Annotated in this window: 22 protein-coding genes and 1 tRNA gene; 9 read left to right on the top strand and 14 right to left on the bottom strand. The window is 66.4% G+C overall.

From position 1 onward, the window contains the following. The first annotated feature begins 176 nt into the window (after window positions 1–176). A complete protein-coding gene (locus F8R15_RS01155; RefSeq protein WP_152842998.1) occupies window positions 177–1,133 on the top strand; it encodes a cation diffusion facilitator family transporter in 957 nt (318 codons plus the stop codon). 1 nt (window position 1,134) lies between these two features. On the opposite strand, the gene F8R15_RS01150 is transcribed toward F8R15_RS01155, so the two are convergent. Then, on the bottom strand, window positions 1,135–1,887 hold the full coding sequence (locus F8R15_RS01150) for a hydroxypyruvate isomerase family protein (RefSeq protein WP_368730987.1): 753 nt from the start codon (window positions 1,885–1,887) through the stop codon (window positions 1,135–1,137). 1 nt (window position 1,888) lies between these two features. After that, the gene (locus tag F8R15_RS01145; protein WP_152842996.1) at window positions 1,889–2,482 is read right to left on the bottom strand and encodes a DUF1285 domain-containing protein; all 594 of its coding nucleotides are present in this window, start codon (window positions 2,480–2,482) and stop codon (window positions 1,889–1,891) included. A gap of 73 nt (window positions 2,483–2,555) precedes the next feature. Between F8R15_RS01145 and F8R15_RS01140 the strand changes: the two genes are divergently transcribed. The 7 genes from F8R15_RS01140 to F8R15_RS01110 all read left to right on the top strand — a co-directional run bounded on the left by F8R15_RS01140 (window position 2,556) and on the right by F8R15_RS01110 (window position 11,441). Beyond that, window positions 2,556–3,572: a MoxR family ATPase gene (locus F8R15_RS01140; protein WP_078546170.1), complete on the top strand. Its 1,017-nt coding sequence runs from the start codon at window positions 2,556–2,558 to the stop codon at window positions 3,570–3,572. Continuing rightward, window positions 3,569–4,489, top strand: a complete 921-nt coding sequence (locus tag F8R15_RS01135; RefSeq protein ID WP_253732312.1) for a DUF58 domain-containing protein — start codon at window positions 3,569–3,571, stop codon at window positions 4,487–4,489. Before F8R15_RS01140 ends, F8R15_RS01135 begins: the two co-directional genes overlap by 4 nt. Beyond that, window positions 4,489–7,230, top strand: coding sequence for a DUF4159 domain-containing protein (locus F8R15_RS01130; protein WP_152842994.1), 2,742 nt, complete (start codon window positions 4,489–4,491; stop codon window positions 7,228–7,230). Before F8R15_RS01135 ends, F8R15_RS01130 begins: the two co-directional genes overlap by 1 nt. Continuing rightward, window positions 7,227–9,365: a hypothetical protein gene (locus tag F8R15_RS01125; protein WP_152842992.1), complete on the top strand. Its 2,139-nt coding sequence runs from the start codon at window positions 7,227–7,229 to the stop codon at window positions 9,363–9,365. Before F8R15_RS01130 ends, F8R15_RS01125 begins: the two co-directional genes overlap by 4 nt. Window positions 9,366–9,438: 73 nt before the next feature. After that, window positions 9,439–10,362, top strand: coding sequence for a carbohydrate kinase (locus tag F8R15_RS01120; RefSeq protein ID WP_152842990.1), 924 nt, complete (start codon window positions 9,439–9,441; stop codon window positions 10,360–10,362). After that, window positions 10,359–10,808, top strand: a complete 450-nt coding sequence (gene dtd / locus F8R15_RS01115; protein WP_152842988.1) for a D-aminoacyl-tRNA deacylase — start codon at window positions 10,359–10,361, stop codon at window positions 10,806–10,808. The genes F8R15_RS01120 and dtd overlap by 4 nt, the downstream gene beginning before the upstream one ends. A gap of 51 nt (window positions 10,809–10,859) precedes the next feature. Then, on the top strand, window positions 10,860–11,441 hold the full coding sequence (locus F8R15_RS01110) for a thymidine kinase (RefSeq protein WP_152842986.1): 582 nt from the start codon (window positions 10,860–10,862) through the stop codon (window positions 11,439–11,441). Between the two features lie 3 nt (window positions 11,442–11,444). On the opposite strand, the gene F8R15_RS01105 is transcribed toward F8R15_RS01110, so the two are convergent. The 7 genes from F8R15_RS01105 to F8R15_RS01075 form a co-directional block, all read right to left on the bottom strand. Beyond that, a complete protein-coding gene (locus F8R15_RS01105) occupies window positions 11,445–12,563 on the bottom strand; it encodes a beta-ketoacyl-ACP synthase III (protein WP_152842984.1) in 1,119 nt (372 codons plus the stop codon). Between the two features lie 42 nt (window positions 12,564–12,605). After that, entirely contained in the window at window positions 12,606–13,553 is a 948-nt protein-coding gene (locus F8R15_RS01100) for a D-glycerate dehydrogenase (RefSeq protein ID WP_152842982.1), read from the bottom strand. After that, the gene (locus F8R15_RS01095; protein WP_078519696.1) at window positions 13,553–13,888 is read right to left on the bottom strand and encodes a tRNA-binding protein; all 336 of its coding nucleotides are present in this window, start codon (window positions 13,886–13,888) and stop codon (window positions 13,553–13,555) included. The genes F8R15_RS01100 and F8R15_RS01095 overlap by 1 nt, the downstream gene beginning before the upstream one ends. Then, window positions 13,885–14,697: a pyrroline-5-carboxylate reductase gene (gene proC / locus F8R15_RS01090; RefSeq protein ID WP_152842980.1), complete on the bottom strand. Its 813-nt coding sequence runs from the start codon at window positions 14,695–14,697 to the stop codon at window positions 13,885–13,887. The genes F8R15_RS01095 and proC overlap by 4 nt, the downstream gene beginning before the upstream one ends. 27 nt (window positions 14,698–14,724) lie before the next feature. Beyond that, window positions 14,725–15,228 (bottom strand): YbjN domain-containing protein, encoded by a 504-nt coding sequence (locus F8R15_RS01085; protein WP_078519694.1) that lies wholly within the window; start codon window positions 15,226–15,228, stop codon window positions 14,725–14,727. 284 nt (window positions 15,229–15,512) lie between these two features. Further along, window positions 15,513–15,588 (bottom strand) — tRNA-Ala (locus F8R15_RS01080). Between the two features lie 86 nt (window positions 15,589–15,674). Next, window positions 15,675–16,127 (bottom strand): thioredoxin domain-containing protein, encoded by a 453-nt coding sequence (locus tag F8R15_RS01075; protein ID WP_078569482.1) that lies wholly within the window; start codon window positions 16,125–16,127, stop codon window positions 15,675–15,677. 68 nt (window positions 16,128–16,195) lie between these two features. On the opposite strand from F8R15_RS01075, the gene F8R15_RS21355 reads away from it, so the two are divergent. Next, window positions 16,196–16,372, top strand: coding sequence for a hypothetical protein (locus F8R15_RS21355; protein WP_158522074.1), 177 nt, complete (start codon window positions 16,196–16,198; stop codon window positions 16,370–16,372). Window positions 16,373–16,377: 5 nt separating this feature from the next. On the opposite strand, the gene F8R15_RS01070 is transcribed toward F8R15_RS21355, so the two are convergent. The 5 genes from F8R15_RS01070 to F8R15_RS01050 form a co-directional block, all read right to left on the bottom strand. After that, window positions 16,378–17,511, bottom strand: a complete 1,134-nt coding sequence (locus tag F8R15_RS01070; protein ID WP_253732309.1) for a zinc ribbon domain-containing protein — start codon at window positions 17,509–17,511, stop codon at window positions 16,378–16,380. Between the two features lie 4 nt (window positions 17,512–17,515). Then, on the bottom strand, window positions 17,516–18,652 hold the full coding sequence (locus tag F8R15_RS01065; RefSeq protein WP_078599486.1) for an SPFH domain-containing protein: 1,137 nt from the start codon (window positions 18,650–18,652) through the stop codon (window positions 17,516–17,518). A gap of 22 nt (window positions 18,653–18,674) precedes the next feature. After that, window positions 18,675–19,643 carry a DUF2927 domain-containing protein gene (locus F8R15_RS01060; protein ID WP_078539751.1) on the bottom strand — a complete coding sequence of 323 codons (969 nt, stop codon included), beginning with the start codon at window positions 19,641–19,643 and terminating at the stop codon, window positions 18,675–18,677. Next, on the bottom strand, window positions 19,640–20,818 hold the full coding sequence (locus F8R15_RS01055; protein WP_078519690.1) for a toxic anion resistance protein: 1,179 nt from the start codon (window positions 20,816–20,818) through the stop codon (window positions 19,640–19,642). Before F8R15_RS01055 ends, F8R15_RS01060 begins: the two co-directional genes overlap by 4 nt. 61 nt (window positions 20,819–20,879) lie before the next feature. Next, the gene (locus tag F8R15_RS01050) at window positions 20,880–21,791 is read right to left on the bottom strand and encodes a 5-bromo-4-chloroindolyl phosphate hydrolysis family protein (RefSeq protein WP_152842978.1); all 912 of its coding nucleotides are present in this window, start codon (window positions 21,789–21,791) and stop codon (window positions 20,880–20,882) included. Window positions 21,792–21,984: the final 193 nt, after the last annotated feature.

Here is a 21,984-nt window from a genome sequence, read left to right as displayed (position 1 = left end):
CGCAGAGACACCGTCCCGCATTGACCCTGCCGCCCGGCAATGTTGAGACTGCGCATGCCTCCGGCGGGGATATTTGCGCCAAGCCGAATTGCACGCTTGGTCTTCGGCTTGGTCCAAATATCCCCCGCGGAGCGTCCCAACCGCGCCTCAGGCGCCGAGAACCGAGAAGAGCGCCCATGCCCCACGATCATCACCACCACCACAATCTGGACGATGCCAGTGACAACCGTGTGCTCTGGGCGGTGGTCGTCAATGTCGTGCTTACCTTTGCGCAGGTTTTCGGCGGGGCGATCGCGGGCTCGATGGCGCTGATCGCGGACGGGGTGCATAACTTCTCGGACGCCGCCGCGCTGGTGCTGGCTTTCGGGGCGCGCAAACTGGCCAAGCGCGGGGCGGATGCGGCGATGAGCTTCGGCTGGTCGCGCGCCGAGGTCATCGCGGCTTTCGTCAATTACATCGCGCTGATCCTGATTTCGGTCTGGCTGGTCGTCGAGGCCGTGGGTCGCATGATCCACCCGCCGCAGGTCGATGGCTGGATCGTGGTCTGGCTGGCGACGCTGGCGCTGATCATCGATCTGGCGACGGCCGCGCTGACCTATGCGCTTTCCAAGCACAGCCTGAACATCCGCGCAGCCTTCCTGCATAACCTCGCCGATGCCGGGGCCTCGGTCGCGGTGATCGTGGGCGGTATCGTGATCCTGCTCTACGACTGGCGGCTGGTCGACCCGATCCTGACCATTGGCATCTCGGTCTTCATCCTGTGGCATGTCGCGACCGATCTGAAACCGGTGCTGCGCATCCTGATGTTGGGCGCGCCGCCCGAGAAGGATTGCACGGAAGTGCAGGGCGCGCTGGGCGAAGTCGAGGGCGTTTCGAGCGTCCACCACGTCCACCTGTGGCAGATCGACGAGAAGCGTGTCTCCGTCGAGGCGCATCTGGTGCTGGACGAGGGGCGAGATTACGCCACGGTCATCGCGCGGGCCAAGGATATGCTGGCGCATCAGTTCGGCATCCACCACGCGACGCTGGAGCCGGAAAGCGCGAGCCTTGGTTGTGCCGATCACGCGGACCATGACGACCACGAAGATCAGGATCATTCAGATCATGCCCACGCCGGCCACCCGGCACATTGAGCTAGCGCGGAAGCCAGCCCAGCGTTTCGCGCGTCTCCGCCTGCGGGGTGTATTCGGCTGACGCATAGCCCTCGTAGCCGTCGGCATCGAGCGCCGCGAAGAAACCTTCCAGATCGATCTTGCCCGAACCGGGGCCGCCGCGCCCCGGGGCATCGGCAAATTGCACATGGGCCGCACGGTGCCCATGCTTCGCCCAAGCTCCCGCCACATCGCCAGTCAGCATCTGCGCATGATAGGCGTCGAATTGCAGATGCAGGTTCGGCGGGGCGACCGCATCGAGAATCTCCGCCGCGAGATCGAAACCGTTCAGGAAATAGCCCGGCATGTCGATCGGGTTGATCGGTTCGATCGTCAGGCGCCGTTTCGGCGCGCGCGCCGCCGCCCATTTCAGGTTCTCGATATAGGTCGCATTGGCCTCCGCCCCCTCGGCCTTGCCCGCCATGATATGGATGACACGCGGTTTCAGGATGTCGGCGAAGCGCATCGCGCGGTCGAAATCGCGGCGGAAGCGGTCTTCCAGCCCCGGCACGGCGGCGAAGCCGCGATCGCCGCCCGTATAATTCGGCGGCGGCACGTTCATCAGCACGAAGCTCAGGTCGTGGCGGATCAACTCGTGGCGCATCTCCTGCGCGGAGGCGTCGTAGGGAGACAGCACCTCGACCGCATCGAACCCGGCCTGTTTCGCCGCTTTGAACCGTTCCATGAAGGGCAGTTCGGTGAAGAGGAAGGTCAGGTTCGCGGCGAATTTCGGCACGTTACAGCTCCGCCGCGCGCAGGATCGGGAAGAAGCTGCCCGCCGAGATCACGCCCGTCCACGCCTCGCCCTCATGCTCGCGGGTCACGGCGAGATCGACGAGCCGGTAGAAGCTCTTGCGGTCGATCAAAGCCTCCAGCCCACGGCGGACGTGGAGATAGGGGCGGGGCTCGCCATCCTCGCTATGCTCCACCCGGATCGCGTGCTCCGCATCGGCCAGCACCACGTCGCCCACATTGGTCGTGAAGCGAATCGACTGGTCGTCGCCTTCGCCCTCAGTTGTGAAATCGACGGCGATGAAAGGCGCGTCCTCGACCCGGATGCCGACCTTCTCGACCGGGGTGACGAGATAGTATTTCCCGTCCTCGAGTTTCAGAATCGATGAAAACAGTCGCACCAGCGCCTCGCGCCCGATCGGTGTGCCAAGATAGAACCAAGTCCCGTCCCGGCGGATCTCCATATCGAGATCGCCACAGAAGGGCGGATCCCACAAATGCACGGGCGGCGGGCCCTTTTTGCTGGCTTTCTTGGCGGCATCGGCAAGCCCGTCTGCCGTCGGGGAAGGGGTCGAAACTGTCTGTTTGTGATCCGTCATGTAAATTTGGCCGTTGGTCGGAGCGTGGATATCTGCTTTGCTGGGAAAGATAGGCATCAACGGGGAGAATGTCATGGCCGAGCCCGAAAAGCTGATGGAAGATATCGAACGACTTGGCGGCAAGCTCGCACAGGCGCGCGCGTCGATCGACCGGCGATTCATCGGGCAGGACCAGGTGGTGGAGTTGGTTCTGGCCGCGATGCTGTCTGGCGGGCATGCGCTTCTGGTGGGCCTGCCGGGCTTGGGCAAGACGCTTCTGGTCGAGACGCTGTCCACCGTGATGGGGCTGGGATCGAACCGCATCCAGTTCACGCCCGACCTGATGCCCGCCGATATTCTCGGGAGCGAGGTTCTGGAAACCGCGCCCGACGGCAGCCGCGCGTTCCGCTTCCTTGAAGGCCCGGTCTTCTGCCAGTTGCTGATGGCCGACGAGATCAACCGCGCCTCACCCCGGACCCAGTCCGCGCTCTTGCAGGCGATGCAGGAGCGCGAGGTCACCATCGCGGGCGAGCATCGCCCGCTTGGCCCGCCCTTCCACGTTCTCGCCACGCAGAACCCGATCGAGCAGGAGGGCACCTATCCGCTGCCCGAAGCCCAGCTCGACCGTTTCCTCGTGCAGGTCGACGTTGATTATCCGGATCGCGAGACCGAGCGCTCGATCCTGCTGGCGACTACCGGAGTCGCGGCGGAGGGCGCGCATACCGTCTTCACCCCGGCCGAACTGATCGAGGCGCAGGGGATCGTGCGGCAGATGCCGGTGGGCGAGAAGGTCGTCGATGCGATCCTCGATCTGGTGCGGCTATGCCGTCCGCGCGAGGCCGAGGCGCCCGACTTCATCCGCGATGCGCTGGCCTGGGGGCCGGGGCCGCGTGCGGCGCAGGCGCTGATGCTGACCGTGCGGGCGCGTGCACTGATCAATGGCCGCCTCGCGCCGACGCTCGACGACGTGCAGGCGATGGCCCGCCCGGTGCTGATCCACCGCATGGCGCTGAGCTTCGCGGCCCGCGCCCGAGGCGAGACGCTGGGCGATCTGATCGACCGCGCCGTGGCAGAGGTCACCGGGCCGCGCGCCGCCGGTGCCGCCGCTTGAGCGTAACCTCCGATACCGCAGCGCCGGGGCAATCCCCCGCGCTGAGCCTGCGCCGCGAGGCGGAAGGGGCGGCCTCTGCGCTGCCTCCGCTGCTGGTCGCGGCAGAGCATCTGGCGGCGACCGTCCAGATGGGCGCGCATGGCCGCAGGCGTGCGGGATCGGGTGAGGAATTCTGGCAATACCGTCCCGCCCATGCGGGCGACGAGCTGCGCTTCGTCGATTGGCGGCGCTCGGCGCGCTCGGATAGCCAATATGTGCGCCAGCGGGAATGGCAGCTGGCGCAATCGGTCCATCTCTGGGTCGATGACGCGGCCTCGATGCGCTTCACCGGGGCCGAGAGCGGGCGAAAGGCGCGCGTCACCAAATCAGAGCGCGCCCGTGTGCTGGGCCTCGCGCTTGCGGTGCTGATGGTGCGCGGCGGCGAACGCGTTGGGCTGACCGGCCCGCTCGCGCCGCCACGTCCGGGCCGCGCGCAGCTGATGGAGCTTGCAGGCCTTCTGTCGCGCGATGCGGGTGTGCAGGATTACGGCGCGCCCGAAATCGCAGGTGTCACGCCGCAATCGCGGGTGGTGCTGCTGTCGGATTTCTTCGGTGATCTCGGCCCGATCGAGGCAGCGCTGGGCCGTTTGGCCGATCGTGGTGTGTCGGGCGTGATGATGCAGGTGCTCGACCCCGACGAAGAGGCCTTTCCCTATGATGGGCGCACGATCTTCCAGTCGATGGCGGGCGGGCTGATCCATGAGACCCGCAAGGCGGGCGATCTGCGCGCGCGTTATCTGGATCGGCTGGCTGCGCGGCGCGATCAGCTCGCCCGGCTGGCGCGCAGCGCGGGCTGGCAATTCTCGACCCATCACACGGGCGATCCGGCGCAGGCTGCGCTGCTGTGGCTTTATTCCGCGCTCGAGAGGGGGCGCTGATGTGGATGCTCGGCCCCATCGGCTTCACCGCGCCCTGGCTCTTGCTGGGGCTGGCTGCGTTGCCGATCATCTGGCTGATCCTGCGCGCGGTGCCGCCCGCGCCGATCCGCAGGCGTTTTCCCGGCGTCGCGCTGCTCCTGGGTCTCAAGGACGAGGAAGTGCAGGCCGCGCGCACGCCGTGGTGGCTGCTGGCGCTGCGTCTTCTGGCGCTGGCTGCCGCGATCATCGGCTTTGCCGGGCCGGTGCTGAACCCGCAGCGGGCCGTGCCCGGAACCGGGCCGCTCCTGATCGTGGCCGACGGCAGCTGGGCCTCCGCGCGCGACTGGCCGCGCCGGTTGGAGCGGATGACGTCGGCGCTGAAGGATGCGCAGCAGGCCGGACGTCCCGCAGCGGTGATCTCGCTGACCGATCCGCCGCCCGGGCAAGTGAGTTTCACGGATGCGGGTGCGCTGATCCAGTCGCTGCCCGGTATCCAGCCGCAGCCCTGGGCTCCGCAGAGCTTCGACGCCGCCAATCTGCCGGAGGGGAATTTCGAGACGCTCTGGCTGTCGGACGGCTTGGCCCGCGACAGCCGCGCGGGCGTTCTGAATGCGCTGGAGGCGCGCGGTCCGGTCAAGGTCTGGCAACCGCAATTACCGGTCTTGGCGCTGGGGGCTGCCCGGATCGAGGATGGCGCGCTCGTCGTGCCTGCGCTCGCCTCAACAATCCCGCCCAGCCCGCGCGATGTTGCCGCCGTGGGGCGCGACCCGGCGGGGATCGAGCGGGAACTGGCCAGCCAGCCGCTGCAATTCACCGACAGCCGCGAGACCGAGCTGCGCTTCGATCTGCCGCCCGAGCTGCGCAACCGCATCACCCGGATCGAGATCACCGGCATGCGCTCGGCAGGCGCAGTCAGCCTGACCGACGACGCGGTGAAGCGCCGCAAGGTCGCGATCCTGTCGGGCGCGCGCGACCGCGAAGGGCTGGAGCTGCTCTCGCCCACCCATTACCTGCATCAGGCGCTCGCCCCCACGGCGGACCTGATAGAGGGCACGCTGGCCGATGTGCTGACCGCCGATCCGGACGTAATCATCCTCGCCGATATGGCCGATCTGCCCGAGCAGCCGAAGCTGCAGGAGTGGGTTGAGAAGGGCGGGCTGCTGATCCGTTTCGCAGGGCCCCGCATGGCCAATGCAGATCTCGATGCCGATACGCTTCTGCCCGTGCAACTGCGCGCGGGCGGCCGCTCGCTGGGCGGCACGATGAGCTGGGGCGATCCGCGCGCGCTGGCGCCCTTCCCGGAGAACTCGCCCTTCGCGGGGCTGAAGGTTCCTGAGGATGTGACCGTGAAGGCGCAGGTGATGGCCGAGCCCACGCCGGACCTCTCCGAGCACACCATCGCCGCACTGACCGATGGCACGCCGCTCGTGACCCGCGCCAAGATGGGGCAGGGGGCGGTCGTGCTATTCCATGTCACCGCCAATGCTGAATGGTCGACGCTGCCGCTGTCGCTTCTGTTCCCGCAGATGCTGGAGCGGCTCGCGGTCTCGGCCCGGCCCGCCGCGCCGGAAGAGGCTGATCTTGCGGGCCAGACCTGGGTGCCGCAGAAGCTGCTCGACGGGTTCGGGCGGTTGCAGGACGCAGGCGCCGCCGCAGGTGTGCCGGGCGAGGAGCTCGCCAAAGCAGAGCCGGGGCCGAAGCTGCGACCGGGTATCTACACCGCCGAGGATCGCTCGGTCGCGCTGAACGCTCTGCCGCGCGGCGCGACGCTCTCCCCGGCCAGTTGGCCCGCAAATGTCCCCGTCGAAGGGGCCTTCGAGCAGCGCGAAATGCCGCTGAAGGGCTGGCTGCTGGGCGCGGCGCTGGCGGCGCTGCTGATCGATATTCTCGCGACGCTGGCGCTGTCGGGCAAGCTCTGGGGGCCGCGCGCGATGAAGGCCGCCGCCTTCGGGGGCGCCCTGATCCTCGCCAGCATAGCGCCGCCGCAAGCCCATGCCGAGGATATGGATCCGGCCCGCGCGATCGAGGCTGCGTCCAATGTGGTTCTGGCCGCGATGCCCACCGGCGATGCCGAGGTGGACCGGGTGTCCATGGCGGGGCTCAAGGGGCTGTCGCAGGTTCTCAATCGCCGTACCACGGTCGAGCCCTCCGCGCCGATGATGGTCGACCTCAAGAACGACGATCTGGCCGTCTTTACCTTCATCTACTGGCCGATCACCGCAGATCAGCCCGCGCCGAGCCCGATGGAATATGCCAAGCTGAACCGCTACCTGCGCGGCGGCGGCATGATCCTGTTCGACACGCGCGACGCCGATATCGCGGGCTTCGGCGAGGCGACGCCCGCAGGCAAGCGTTTGCAGGCGCTGGCAGCCCCCTTGGATATCCCGCCGCTTGCGCCGATTCCGGACGATCACGTACTGACCCGCACCTTCTACCTGCTGCAGGATTTCCCCGGCCGCTATGACGGCACGATCTGGGTGGAGGCCCCGCCCGCCGATGCCGAACGCGCCGAGGGGATGCCGTTTCGCAACCTCAATGACGGGGTGACGCCGGTGGTGATCGGCGGCAATGACTGGGCCTCGGCCTGGGCCGTCGACGATCGCGGGATGCCGATGTTCCCGGTGGGCCGTGGCCGCACCGGCGAGCGTCAGCGCGAGATCGCGGATCGCTTCGGGGTGAACCTGATCATGCATGTGCTGACCGGTAATTATAAATCCGATCAGGTCCATGTGCCTGCGCTTCTCGAAAGGCTGGGGCAATGAACGGGATGTCGATCATCTTCGCACCGCTTCTGCCGTGGCCTGTGATCGCGGGCGCAGGCGTGGTGGCTGTCGTGCTGCTGGCGCTGGCGCTGTGGCGCGGGCTGAAGGGCTGGGCGCTGCGGGCCTTGGCCGCGCTGGTGCTGCTGGCCGCCATCGCGCAGCCCTCCTTGCAGCGCGAACAGACCGCGCCGCTGTCCAATATCGTGCTGCTGATCGACGACCGTTCCTCGTCGCAGAAACTCTCGGATCGTGTCGCGCAGACCGATACCGCCCTGACGCGTCTGCAGGCGCAACTCGACGCGATGCCCAATGTCGAGACGCGCCGGATCACCGTTCCGGACGGGGCCGACAATGCGGGCACCGAGCTGGGCTCGACCCTGGCCGAGGCGCTCGCCGCAGAGCCCCGCGCGCGGGTCGCGGGCGCGCTGATGGTCACCGACGGGCAGGCCCATGATGCGCAGCTCGCCCCCGATCTGCCCGCGCCGTTGCAGGTGCTGCTGACCGGCAAACGCAGCGACTGGGATCGGCGTATCCTGATCGAGACCGCGCCGTCCTTCGGGATCATCGGCGAGGAGACCGATATCCGCCTCAAGGTCGAGGATATGGGCAACGTGCCCGCAAGCGCGGGTGGCACTGCCGATCTGACCATCTCGATCGATGGCAAGGATCCGAAAAGCTACACGGTGCGCACCGACCGCGATCTGGAACTGCCGCTGACGCTGACCCATGGCGGGCAGAACGTGGTGCAGTTCACGCTGTCGCCGACCGATGGCGAGCTGACCGACCGTAACAACGTCGCCACCGTCCAGATCAATGGCGTGCGCGACCGGCTGCGGGTGCTGCTGGTCTCCGGCCAGCCCCATGCGGGCGAGCGGACTTGGCGCAACTTGCTGAAATCGGATGCTGGCGTGGACCTCGTGCATTTCACCATCCTGCGCCCGCCCGAGAAACAGGACGGCGTGCCGGTGACGGAACTGTCGCTCATCGCCTTCCCGACGCAGGAGCTGTTCGTCGACAAGATCGACGAGTTCGACCTGATCATTTTCGACCGCTACGGCGCGCGGGGCATTCTGCCGTCCGCCTATTTCGACAATATCAAGGATTACGTCGAGCGTGGCGGGGCGATCCTCGTGGCCGCCGGTCCGGAATTTGCGACCGTCGAAAGCCTCTATCAGACGAGCCTTGGCGATATCATGCCCGCGCGCCCCACGGGCCGGGTGATGTCGGAAAGCTTCCTGCCGCGCCCGACCGATTTGGGGCTGCGCCATCCGGTGACTGCGGGGCTGGAAGGCGCCCCCGCGCCCGAGGGCGAGGATACGGAAGCCGAGAAAGACGGCCCGCATTGGGGCCATTGGCTGCGCCAGATCGAACTGACGAACCCCACCGGCGAGGTCGTGATGTCCGGCGCCGAGGGCAAACCGCTGCTGGTGCTCTCGCGCGAAGGCGAGGGGCGCGTGGCGCTGCTGGCCTCGGATCAGGCGTGGCTCTGGGATCGCGGCTATGACGGCGGCGGGCCGCAGCTCGAATTGCTGCGTCGGATCGCGCATTGGGAAATGAAAGAGCCCGAGCTGGAAGAAGAGGCGCTTTATGCCGAGATCGATCCCGGCGCGCTCTCGATGCGGATCATCCGTCGCACGATGGAAGACAGCGCGCCGCCGGTGACCGTGACCCTGCCTGATGGCTCGACCCAAGAGGTGCCGTTGACCGAGGCCGCACCGGGCCGCTTCACCGCGCGCTGGACTGCGCCCGAGGCGGGGCTCTACCGCCTCAAGGACGGCGATCTCGAACGTGTCGTGGCGATGGGACCGGCCAGCCCGCGCGAGTTCGAACAGACGATCGCCAGCGGCGATCCCCTCTCCGCCGTGGTCGAGGCGTCGAATGGCGGCGTGACAAGGCTCGAGGACGGGGTGCCCGCCATCCGCGAAGTGCGCGCGGGTCGCCCGACATCGGGGCGCGGCTGGATCGGCATCACGCCGCGTGGTGCCACGGCCACCACCGACATCCGGGTGCAGCCGCTGCTGCCCGCCTGGGCCTGGCTGATCCTGGCGGCCCTGCTGACCGTGGGCGCGTGGTTGATCGAAGGGCGCAACCGGCGCGGCGGTGGCGGCGACAAGGGCGGGCCGACCGCAGCGTGATCCCTGCGGGGATTGCCCGGACACCGCTTCGCGTGTAGCAGGTGTTAGCGGTATCGGAATGAGGAGGCCCCCGATGATCCTGAGTTGTGGCGAAGCCCTGATCGACATGCTCCCGCGCGAAAGCGCGCAAGGCGAGGCGGCCTTTGCGCCCTATCCGGGCGGCGCGGTGTTCAACACCGCGATTGCGCTGGGGCGGCTCGGTGCGCGCTCGGGGTTCCTGTCGGGCCTGTCGGAGGACCTGTTCGGCAAGATGCTGATCCACTCGCTGTCCGATAGTGGCGTCGATGCGGGGCTTGCAGTGCGTTCGGACCGGCCGACGACGCTCGCCTTCGTGACGTTGACCGACGGCCACGCGAGCTACGCCTTCTACGACGAGAACACGGCTGGCCGGATGCTGAGGATCGAGGACATGCCCGAGATCCCGGCAGAGGTGAAGGCGATGTTCTTCGGTGGCATCTCGCTGCCGGTCGAGCCTTGCGGCGCGGCCTATGAGGCGCTGATGCTGCGCGAGGCCGAGAATCGCGTGACGATGATCGACCCGAATATCCGCCCCGGGTTCATCCGCGACGAGGCGGCCTATCGCGCGCGGCTGGAACGGATGTTCACTGTCGCCGATATCGTGAAGGTATCGGATGAGGATCTGCGCTGGATCGAAGGGCCGGGCACCATCGCCGATCTCGCGCGCGGGCTGCTGGCGAAAGGGCCGAAGCTGGTCTTCGTGACCGAAGGTGCGACCGGCGCGCATGGTTTCTCGAAGCACTGCGAGGTCTTCGTGCCCGCGCGCAAGGTCGAGGTCATCGACACGGTCGGCGCGGGCGATACGTTCAACGCGGGCGTGCTGGCTGCGCTGGACCGTGCCGAGGCGCTCGACAAAGGCGCGCTCGCGCGCGCCGAGGAAGGGCTGATCTCGGACTGCCTGAAACTGGGCGTGGCTGCCGCTGCGGTGGTCGTCAGCCGGGCAGGGGCCAACCCGCCCTGGTCGGACGAACTGGCATGAGGGCGCTCATCCAGCGGGTCTCCGAGGCCTCGGTCACCGTCGACGGCAAGCGCATCTCCGAGATCGGGCCGGGCCTCCTGATCCTGTGCTGCGCGATGCAGGGCGATGACGAGAAAGTCGCCGAGAAATTGGCCGAGCGGGTCTCGAAGCTGCGCATCTTCAAGGATGAGGCGGGCAAGATGAACCGCGCGGTGGGCGATATCGGCGGCGCCTGTCTGGTGGTCAGCCAGTTCACGCTGGCGGCCGACACGTCGCGCGGCAACCGCCCCGGTTTCTCTGCGGCAGCCCCGCCCGAAGACGGCGGTCGGCTGTATCAGCATTTCGCCCGGCACCTCGAATCTCTGGGCCCGCCGGTCCAGACCGGGGAGTTCGGTGCGGATATGAAAGTTGCGCTTCTGAATGACGGGCCGGTCACGATCTGGATGGACAGCGCCGACCGTCCCTGAGCGTCGCGTGGGCAGTCTTGCTCCCCTGAAAATCGCGGGCTATTGCAGGCCATGGCCAAGCTGTACTTCCATTATTCCACAATGAACGCGGGCAAGAGCACGATCCTCTTGCAAGCCTCCCACAACTATATCGAACGCGGGATGGAGACCTTCCTCGTGACCGCGCGGCTCGACAATCGCGCGGGCGACGGGCGCATTGCGAGCCGGATCGGCATCGGTGCGGAGGCGGCCTGTTTCACCGAAGAGACGGACATGTTCGCGCTGATCGAGGCGCGGCTGGCCGAGGGCCCCTGCGCCTGCATCTTCGTGGACGAGGCGCAGTTCCTGACCGAGACGCAGGTCTGGCAGATCGCCCGCGCGGTCGATGACCTGCGCGTGCCGGTGATGTGCTACGGGCTGCGGGTGGATTTTCAGGGCAAGCTGTTCCCCGGCTCGGCGGCACTGCTGGCGCTGGCCGACGAGATGCGCGAAGTCCGCACGATCTGCCATTGCGGCAAGAAGGCCACGATGGTGGTGCGGATGGGCCCGGACGGACAGGCGCTACGCGATGGCGATCAGGTGCAGATCGGCGGCAATGAGACCTATGTCAGCCTCTGCCGCCGCCACTGGCGCAAAGCGATGGGCGAGGCGTAAGCCTCAGATCTTCTCGAGAACGACCGAGCCCACCGAGTAGCCCGCCCCGAAGGAACAGATCAGCCCGATCTCGCCCGGTTTGAAATCGTCGGAATATTTCGAAAACGCGATGATCGACCCGGCGGAGGACGTGTTGGCGTAGTCCTGCAGGATGTTGGGCTGCTCGCCCGGCTCGGGGTCGCGGCCCAAGACCTTCTTGCCCACGAAGTCGTTCATCGTCTTGTTGGCCTGATGCAGCCAGAGACGGTGCAGTTCCTCGGGTTTCACCTCCGCGTCGGAGAGATGGGCGAGGATGTGTTGCGCCACCATCGGCATCACTTCCTTGAAGACCTTCCTACCCTCCTGCATGAACTGCATGTCGCGGCGGTCGGCCACGCCATCGGGCCGGGTGCGGCGCAAGAAGCCGTTATTGTTGCGGATGTTGTTGGAAAACTCCGTCGCGCAACGGGTGGAGCGGATCAGGAAGCCATGCGGCGCATCCTCGCGCCGTTCGATCAGCGTCGCGGTCGCCACATCGCCAAAGATGAAGTGGCAGTCGCGGTCGCGCCATTCGAGGTGGCCTGAGGTGATCTCTGGGTTCACGACCAGCGCGCGGCGCACGGAGCCGGTGCGGATCATGTCGGCGGCGGCCTGAATGCCGAACGTGGCCGAGGAGCAGGCGACGTTCATATCGAACGCGAACCCGCCCGCGCCGAGTAGCTTCTGGATCTCGATGGCGACGGCGGGGTAGGCGCGCTCCATATTCGAGGCCGCGCAGATCACGAGGTCAATGTCTTCGCCCTTCCGCCCGGCCTGCGCCAGCGCCTTGTTGCAGGCATCGAGCGCGATCTCGGCCATGATGCCCGGCTCGTCATCCGAGCGCTGGCGCAAGCGCGGATACATGCGCGTGGGGTCCAGCACGCCTTCCTTGTCCATCACGTAGCGCTGCTCGATCCCGGAGGCTTTCTCGATGAACTCGACCGAGCTATGCGGCTTGGCCTCGATCTCGCCCGCGGTGATGGACTCCGCGTTCTCGGCGTTGAACAGGTCGGCATAGGCGTTGAACGCCTCGACGAGTTCGGCATTCGTGATGACGTGTTCCGGCGTATAGACCCCGGTCCCGGTAATGACGGCTTGATGCATCGGATCCTCCTTGGCAGAGCCTCCCGCCAAGGAGGTGAAAGGTCAAGACGACACGCGATTGGGCGGCGTGTTGCCGTCACGAAAGGCGATGAGATTGTCGACCGCCATGTGGCCCATGTCGTCGCGCACCTCAAGAGCGGCGGTGCCGAGATGCGGAAGCAACGTGACGTTATCCAGCGCGCGCAGGGCTTCCGGCACATAAGGCTCGCGCTCATAGACGTCGAGACCCGCGCCTGCGATCGCATTGCCCTGCATTGCGGCCACCAGTGCTGCCTCGTCGACGATATCGCCGCGCGCGATGTTGATGAGATGCGCATGCGGCTGCATCTTCGCAATCTCCGCCGCGCCGATCAGGTGATGCGTGGCGGGACTGGCGGGCACCGCGATCACCACGAAATCGGAAGTCGCGAGCAGCTCGTCCTGGCTCAGATGCGTCGCGGGGAAGCCCGGATCGACGGGGGTGCGCTTGGTGTAGGCGACCTCCATGCCGAAGCCGAAGTGGCAGCGTTTCGCAATCGCTGTGCCGATCCGGCCCAGACCGATGATGCCGACCTTCTTGCCCGAGACGTGCTGGCCGAGGAATTGCGTCGGCGTCCATCCAGTCCAGTCGCCGCGCCGCACGAACCGCTCGCCCGCCGAGGCCCGTCTTGCGCTCATCAGGATCAGCATCATCGCGATATCGGCGGTCGCATCGGTCACCGCGCCCGGCGTGTTGGTCACCGTAATGCCCTTCGCCTCGGCGGCGGCCACGTCAATATGGTTATAGCCCACCCCGAAGTTGGCCACGATCCTCGCGCGGGGGCTACCCTCGAAGGCCGCTGCCGTCACCTTGTCGCCCAAGGTCACAAGAAGCGCATCGTATTCGGCCAGCGCCTGCCGCGCCTCGTCCTCGGTCATCGGCGCGGCCCCGTTGCGGAAGGTCACGTCGAATTCCTTCGCCACGCGGGCCTCGACCTCGTCGGTCAGCTTGCGGGTCACGAGGAGCTTCATCAGAACATCCTCCCGCCGATCGGCACGTCCTTGTCGGGCGTCAGCAGCACGACCTCGCCTGCCTCATCGGGCACGCCCAAGACCAGCGCCTCGGACATGAACGGCCCGATCTGGCGCGGCGGAAAGTTGACCACGCCGAAGACCAGCTTGCCGACCAGCTCCTCGGGCGCGTAATGCACCGTGATCTGGGCGGAACTTTTCTTCACGCCGATCTCCGGGCCGTAATCGACCCAGAGCTTGATCGCGGGCTTGCGCGCCTCGGGGAAGGGCTCGGCCTCGGTGATCCGGCCGCAGCGGATGTCGACCTTCATGAAGTCGTCGAAGGAGATGGTCATTTCCCCAGCTCCCGGTTGCGCGCGATATTCGCGGCGACCGCTCTGCGCATCAGGGGCGGCATGCCGGTCTCGGGGTCCATCAGAACCTCCAGCGCCGCTGCCGTCGTCCCGCCGGGCGAGGTCACGTTCTCGCGAAGTTTCGAAGGCGTCTCGTCGCTATCCTCGGCCAATTGTCCCGCGCCGCCGACGGTCGCCTTCGCGAGCCGCAGCGCCAGATCGGGGTCCAGCCCCTCGGCCTCGCCCGCCGCCGCCATCACCTCGATCAGGTGGAAGACGTATGCCGGGCCCGAGCCGGAGACGCCGATCACGGCGTTCATCTGTTCCTCATCGTCGAGCCGCACGACCTGACCCACGCCGGTCATCAGCGCATCCGCCGTGTCCAGATCGTCGCTCGTCGCGTTCGGATTGCCGACGATCGCGGTCACGCCCCGGCCGATCGCGGCAGGCGTGTTGGGCATCGCGCGCACCAGCCGGGCCTGCTTGCCCAGCATCTTCTCGTAGCCCTCGATGGTGATCCCGGCGGCGACGGTCACGAACAGCGTGTCGCCCTCGGCCATGGCCGAGAGTTGCGGCAGCGCGTCGGCCATCATCTGCGGCTTCACCGCGACCAGAACGACAGCCGGATTCTCGGGCAGATCGGCGTTGAGGTTCACGCCGGACTCTTTCAGCCAGTCGGACGGATTCGGATCGACCACCCAGACCGAGGTTGCGGGCAGGCCGCCCTTCAACAGCCCCTGAAGGATCGCGCCGCCCATGCGTCCGCAGCCCAGAATGACGAGGCCGCGGTCGGAAATCTTGTCAAAGCTCATGCTTCCCCCTTTTGGTTCGGGGGGAGATTAGGCGCGCCCGTAGGCCTCCGCAATGGCCACCTGCATCGCGTCTTCGGGATCGCGCTCGCCCCAGGTCGCCAGTTGGAAGGCCGGGTAGAACCGCTCGGAGGACACGACAGCCGCGCCGATCAGACGGTCGATCTGCTCCGGCCCGGGCAGTTGCCCGCCCGAGAGCACGAGCCCGTGCCGCCAGACCATCAGCCGCTGATCGGGCCAGAAGGTGAAGGCGCCGGTCCAGACCCGGTCGTTGATGCGGTTGAGAAGCTCGTAAAGCGCGCCTTCGCGGGCCGGCGGCGGGTCCATCTCGAAAGTGCAGATCAGCCGCAGGGTTTCGTCCATCGGCGACCAGGCGAGGGTGATCGAGTAGGTCCGCCACTGACCCTCGACCGCCATTGCGATCTGGTCATCGGTGACCCGGTCGAATTCCCATTCATGGGCTTCGGCCAGCGTCTCGACGATGTCGATCGGGTGGAGTTCTTCGGCGTACAGATAGTCTTCGCTCAGTGCCATGCTCGTATCCCCCTGCCTTTTTAGATGCCCGGGGTGCAGCTCCCCTAGGGCTTGTCGGCTTTACAAGGAACGGCGGTAGCAGCCGCCTGTCCCTACAAGATATCGTGTAGGCAGGTTGCTATTGTGTAAAGCAATTTCTGGTGGATAAGCCGGGTGGCCCCCACGAAATCTGGGGATAGTTCATCCACAACGCGGGGCGGATTGCGGATTGCTACACGCTAAGCATTTGAGATTGTTTGGAAACGCAAAAAGCGCCCGAAGATCGGGCGCTTTTTGAAGCGGTTTGGTGGAGCCTAGGGGGATCGAACCCCTGACCTCGTCATTGCGAACGACGCGCTCTCCCAGCTGAGCTAAGGCCCCGAACCGTGGCGTGGTGTTTCGCGCAAGGCGCGGGCGTTGTCAAGCGGCCCGCCCGCGCCGCGCGCGAAATTTTCTGCCGATCCGCGTTATGCGGGCACCGAGATTTTCGACTTCACGAAATTGACCAGATCGCCTGCCGGGCGCGCCCCTGCGGCGCGGGCGACCTCGCGGCCCTTGGCGAACAGGATGAAGGCGGGGATGCCCTGAATCCGGTAGCGCTGGGTCGCGGTGGGGTTCACCTGCGTGTTGATCTTCGCCAACCGCACATGCGGTGTCAGCTTCTCGGCGGCCATATTGAACTGCGGCGCCATCGCCTTGCACGGGCCGCACCACGGGGCCCAGAAATCGACCAGCAGCGGCAGGTCGTCCTTCTCGGCCTTGGCGAGCGTCTTGAAGTCGACCTCGGTCACCTTGTGCGAGACGAGCCAGCCGCCGCAGGTGCCGCATTTCGGATTCGCGCCCAGCTTCTCGGCGGGGACGCGGTTGGCCTGCCCGCAATCGAGGCAGGTTACACGATAGGTCTTGGAGGATTGGGTCATGTCACCCCTCCTTTACATTGGGTTGCAAGATATATCGGGAACCCACTTCGGCTTTGCAAGGAGACGACATGACGCGCTGGAAAGAGCTGAGCCCCGAACGCCAGATGGACCTTCGTGCCGCCTATGACATCGAGATGGCGCGGCAAACCAATACCTGTTCGCTCGACGAGAAGATCGCGCGCTTCGCAGAATGGCTCGCCCCGCAGGGCATCGCCTTCGGGATGGACGATCTCGCGAAAGGCTGACTCGCTCAGCGGCTCTTCAGGTAGAAGAGCGTTCCCCCGACGATCACCGCAGCGAGCACCGCCAGCGCGATCTTCCATGCCGACCACGGACGATCCCCGCGCACGCGGCCCGTCTGGGCGTTCACGACGAAGCGGTAGGAGCGGCCACGGAACTTGTAGGCGGCGGTCCAGATCGGCAGCAGGATGTGCTTGAAGGTCTCGGCCGAGAACTGCGGGTCCATCGCGCCGATACGCTGCTCGTCGCCGCCAATATCGCGGCGGATGTCGGTCTGGATGACGCGGATCATCTCGGCTTGCGCGGCGTGATGACCCTCCTGCAGTTGCACCGTGTAGCCCTCGGCGGTGAAGCCCGCGAGATAGTCGCGCCGATAGGGCTCCAGCGCCGTGAGGTCCCACGGGCGCAGCGCCTGCACGTAATCGGGCGGCAGCGAGCGCGCGGCATAGATCACCACATCGTCGAAATCGCGCGCCACCTGACCCGAGACCGGCGTCCAGCGGATGCTCCGGACCTGCTCGGTGCGGGGGCCTTTGTCGGTCTGCACCGTGCGCGTGACGTAATAGGCGTCGCCGCGCTGGCCGGAATAGCGCGTGCGGGTTGCGGCGTCGAAGGTCCAGAAGGGCGCGTAGATGCCGGTCATGCGCCGGCCCTTGCGGGCATATTGCGACAGCCCGTTGGGCGCGAACCACAGCGAACCGAGCCATTTCGAGAGCGCCGCGCGCGCTTGGTCCTCGGTCAGCTGGAAGGGCAGCACCCCTTGCGGCTTGATCAGCCGCGTCGTGCCGGTATCGACCACCACGGGCGTCGCGCAGAATGGGCATTCGGTCGCGTGCTCGCCGTTTTGCAACTCGATCGAGGCACCGCAATTGGGGCAGGAGACGGTGCGGTGCTCCTCCATCTCCTGCGCGGGCAATTCGCGGGTCAGCGCATCGTCGAGCGGCAATTCGCGCAAGCGCGCCTCTCCGCGCCCGGTGGCGGAGGGGATGTCCTGCACATGGCCGCAATGATCGCAGACGAGCCGCGTCTGGCCCGGCGCGAAGCGCAGATCGGCGCCGCAGCTTTCGCAGTGATAGTGGCTCTCGCCGCGTGGGTCGGCAGGGGCGGCAGCCGCGCTCCGCCCCACTTTCGGGAAACCCAGCATCTGATCAGCTCGCAGGAGGTGCTGCAGGCGGGGGCGGCGGCGGCGCGATGGTGAATAGCTGCGCCAGTTCGGTCACGTCCTCGGCGCGCATCCAGCCGTTCTGACCCGGCGTCCAGACGAGGCTGTCGCGGGTGAGCGAGCCTTCCGACACCATACGCCCCAGATGCCCGCGCCCGAAGGGCCCCTGCGTCTGGCCGTTGACCGCGAGATGCCAAACCTTCTCGACCGGCGGCGGGGGAGGGGGCGGCGGTGCGGCGGCGGCGGGTTGCTGGCCCATCTGCCCCCAGGGCCCCATCTGCTGGCCCATCGCCATGCCCATCCCGGCACCCATGCCCGCGCCCATCGCGGCGCCCATTCCGGCGGAGGCGCCCGAGCCCGGCTGGCCCATCGCCTCGGCGGCATTGTATTGCATGTATTTGTTCAGATCGCCCACGATCCCCATCGAGGTGCGCTTGTCGAGAACCGCCTCGACCGCTTCGGGCAGCGAGACGTTCTCGATGTAGAACTCGGGCAGCTCCAGCCCGTAATTCGCGATGGTGGGCGCGATCGCCTTGGTGATCAGCTTGCCCATGTCGGCGGTGTTCGCGGCCATGTCCAAGATCGGGATGCCCGAGCTGGCAATGGCGCGCGAGAACTCCTGCACGATCACGTTGCGCAGCTGGTAGCTGATCTCGTCAGAGGTGAACTCGCCATCGGTGCCGACGATCTCGGTCAAGAACTTGCCCGGATCGGTGACGCGCATCGAATAAGTGCCGAAAGCGCGGATGCGCACCGGGCCGAATTCGGGATCGCGCGCCATGACCGGGTTCTTCGTGCCCCATTTCAGGTCGTTGAACCGGGTGGTGTTGACGAAATAGATCTCGGACTGGAAGGGCGATTTGAAGCCGTGATCCCAATGCTGAAGCGTCGTCAGGATCGGCAGGTTGTTGGTCTCGAGCATGTAGAGCCCGGGCCCGAAGATATCGGCCAGCTGCCCCTCATGGACGAAGACGGCGGCCTGACCTTCGCGCACGGTCAGCTTCGCGCCGTATTTGATCGCGTGACCCTCGCGCTCGAACCGCCAGACCATCGTGTCGCGGGTGTCGTCGGTCCAGCCGATGACGTCGATGAATTCGCCGGAGAGGAAATCGAGAATGCCCATGGATGCGGTTCCTTCTTGGTTCTCAGCTTGCGCCGCCCAGCAATTCGGAGGCGATGGTGGTGACGATCGGGCGGGCCTCGCGTTCGGTCATGCCGGGCGTCAGGCGCGGGTCGTAAAGCATCTGCAGCAGCAACTCGTCATGCTTGGTCAGCAGCGAGAATTCCTCGTCATCGTTGAAGATCGAGGGTCGCGCGCGCGGATAGTCATTGGCGAGGCCAAGCCCCTGGGCCAGTTCCTCATGGATACAGCTCGTGCGCAGTTCCGGTGGGTGTTCGCCCCGGATGACCGCGACGGCGTCGGTATAGATCGGACTGTCGCCCTGCGAGAAGGCGAAGACCACGCAATAAGTCGAGAGCGGCAGGTTGGTGATCGCCTCGACTGAGCTGTCATCGATCCCCGGCACCAATTGGCGCAGGCGCGGGCCAATCGCCCGGCGCTCGTCCTCATTTAGGAACAGGACGTGGAAATTGCCGCCCCGGTTCACCACGCTGACCGGATGGCGCGAGGCGCGCGCGAGCTTGCCCGCATAGGCGCGCACTTCGGCGATATCCGAGGCGCGGTCGGCCTTGGGGATCGAGGCGCCGAAGTCGATATCCATCCGCACCGGCTTGTCCCAGCGCCGCAGGCGCGAGGGCGTCTGACGCGCGACGAACCCGCCGCCCTGCGCCGCGTATTCGTCGTAAAGCGCGATATGGATGAAGTCCTGCACCAGTTGCCGCTGGTTGAACGGCGCATCGCGCGGCGCGACATCGGTGCGCAACTGGCCGCGCGCTTCCATCTCGGCGGCGGTCTTGGCGAAATAGGCCGACATCTCCCGCGAGAGCGCGCTTTGCTTGGTGGCGTTCGAGCGATCGAGATCGGCCGGTGCGCTGGGCGGGCGCGCGGTCTTGTCCGGTGCGAGCGGCGAGCCGCCCAAGCCCGGCGCGCAGGCCGAAAGGGCCAGCGCCGCCAGCCCTGCAAGAACCGGAAAGGCCGCACGCATCCGTGTCATCCCGCAGCCCCGCCAGCCTGTGCGGAGGATTTCGCCGCCGACAGGGTGTCGCGCAGCTTGTCTTCCATCTCCACCAGATCATGCTCTGCCGCGGCGCGCTTGCGCTTGCCCTCATCCGCGATACGCAAGGAGTCCTCGATCGTGGCGACCAGATCGGCATTTGCCGCCTTCACCGCCTCGATATCGAAGACGCCGCGCTCCATCTCGGTGCGGATCTCGGCATTGGCTTCGCGCAGATTCTTGGCATTCGATTTCAGAAGCTCGTTGGTCAGGTCATTGGCCTCGCGCACAGCGCCCGCCGCCTCGCGCGAGCGCTGGATCGTGACCGCCTGCGCCAGCTGGGTTTCCCACAGCGGCACGGTGTTCACCAGCGTCGAGTTGATCTTGGTCACAAGGCTCTTGTCGTTTTCCTGCACCAGCCGGATCGAGGGCAGCGACTGCATCGTCACCTGACGGGTCAGTTTCAGATCATGCACCCGGCGCTCCAGATCGTCGCGGGCGGCGCGCAGATCGCGGATTTCCTGCGCCTTGAGCACTTTCTGATCCTCGGACGCGGCTTCCATCGCCGCCTCTTTCGCAGGGATTTCCTCCCGGTCGAGCTGGGCGAGCTTTTCCTCGCCCGCGGCGATATAGAGGGCGAGCTCGTCATAGAAATGCAGCGTCTTGTCGTAGAGCATATCGAGCGATTTGATGTCCTTGAGCAGCTTGTGCTCGTGGCTCAGCAACTCGTCGGTGACGCGGTCGATCTGGCCCTGTACCTCTTCGAACCGGGCGATGAAGTTGCCGAAAGGCGCGGCCCGGCCCAGCAGCTTTTCCCACCAGCTCCGCTTGCGGCGCACGTCGAGTTCCGAGACCGAGAAGCCGCGGATTGTGGTGACGATCTGGCGCAGGCTGTCTCCGGCGGGACCGACATCCTTGTTCTTGACGCCCGAGAGCATCTCCTGGCTGATCGATTGCAGATCGACCTGCGCGCGCGAGCCGAACTGCACGATGGAATTCGAGTCGCCCATGTCCAGCTCGGCCATGCGCTTGCGGATTTCCTCTGCGGTCTCGGGCGGGGCCTGATCGAGCGGCGTCACCGCCTCTGCCGGGCCCGGCTCGGGCAGCAGCGAACCGCTGACACCTTCCACTTCGGTCATCAGCTCGGTTGCCTTTTGGCGGGTCGTCTCGGTCATCTCAGGGCCTCCTTGCGCCTGTCGGGGCAGTTCCCGGTGTCACTCTTCAACTCACGCTTCGTCAATTCTCGCGGGTCGTCGGCACGACCCCTTCGCGCGCCAGCCGGTCGCGAAGCACGTCGATCTCGATCTCCAGCCCCTCGCGGCCATCTTCAAGCATCTTGCGGGTGCGGGCGGTGAAATTCGCCTCCAGATCATCGAGCAGCGCCGCGTAATCGTTGCGTGCCTTTTGATCGCGCGTGTTGCGCCACAGATCGGCGAACTTGATCGTCGCGTCGCGCGCGCCCTCCAGATAAACGGTCATGTAGCGCCGCGCCTGCGCCAGATCGCCGGGATCTTCCTCGACCGCGCGGAACAGATCGCGCGCGGTGGTGGCGAATTGCTCGACCCGGGTGATCAGCACGCGCTCACCCGAGGGGGTGATCGCCTTGCGCATCTCGGTCAGATAGGCCTCGCCTTCCTTGACCACGCGGGCCACGCGCTCTTGCTGAAACTCGTCGACGCCCTCCATCCCCTTGTCTTTCAGCGGGTCGAGACCGAAAGCCACGAGCGAGACCACCGTGCCGATCGCCCCGATCCCGGCCGCGCCGATCACGCCCAGTTCGGGGGCCTGCGCACCCAGTGCGAGACCCAGACCATAGGCGACGGAGCCAAGAATTTTCCGCGGAAAGGCCGGGCGCTTGGCCGAGCTGCGCGCCACATAGGCGAATTCGGCCCGCAGCCCCTCGCGGATCGTCCAGGCGGCGCCTGCGATCAGCGCGAAGGCGCCAAGCGCGCGGGCCAGTGCGAAGGGGCCTTCGCCGAAGGCGCCCAGCAGGAAGGGCAGGGCGGCGGCCACGATCCAGAACGGACGGCCTTCTTCGGGGTGTCTTGCATCGGGACGACGATGGGGCGGCACGCTGCGGGGATCGTGCAGGTCGGGCCCGCTGGCCGGGCCTTGGGGCGAGTATTTTCCGCCATAGCGTTGAGCCATCATACGCTCCCGGTGAGCGCGACCGACAGCGTCAGCGCGATCATCAGCCAGAAAGCGATTCTCTTTTGCGCCTCGCGCGACATCGCCAGCCCCTGCCATCGGACGCGAATTTCGACGTCCTCAGGGGAATTTATAAGCAGGCTGGCGGGTCTATGCCAGAGAGACGGTGTGAAATTCGCGTAAACCCGCCGAG

It is taken from the genome of Thioclava sp. JE_KL1 (assembly GCF_009296265.1).
Lineage (GTDB): Bacteria > Pseudomonadota > Alphaproteobacteria > Rhodobacterales > Rhodobacteraceae > Thioclava.
Note: the sequence above shows the minus strand (reverse complement) of the source record. Positions and strands in the feature narration are given on the sequence as shown.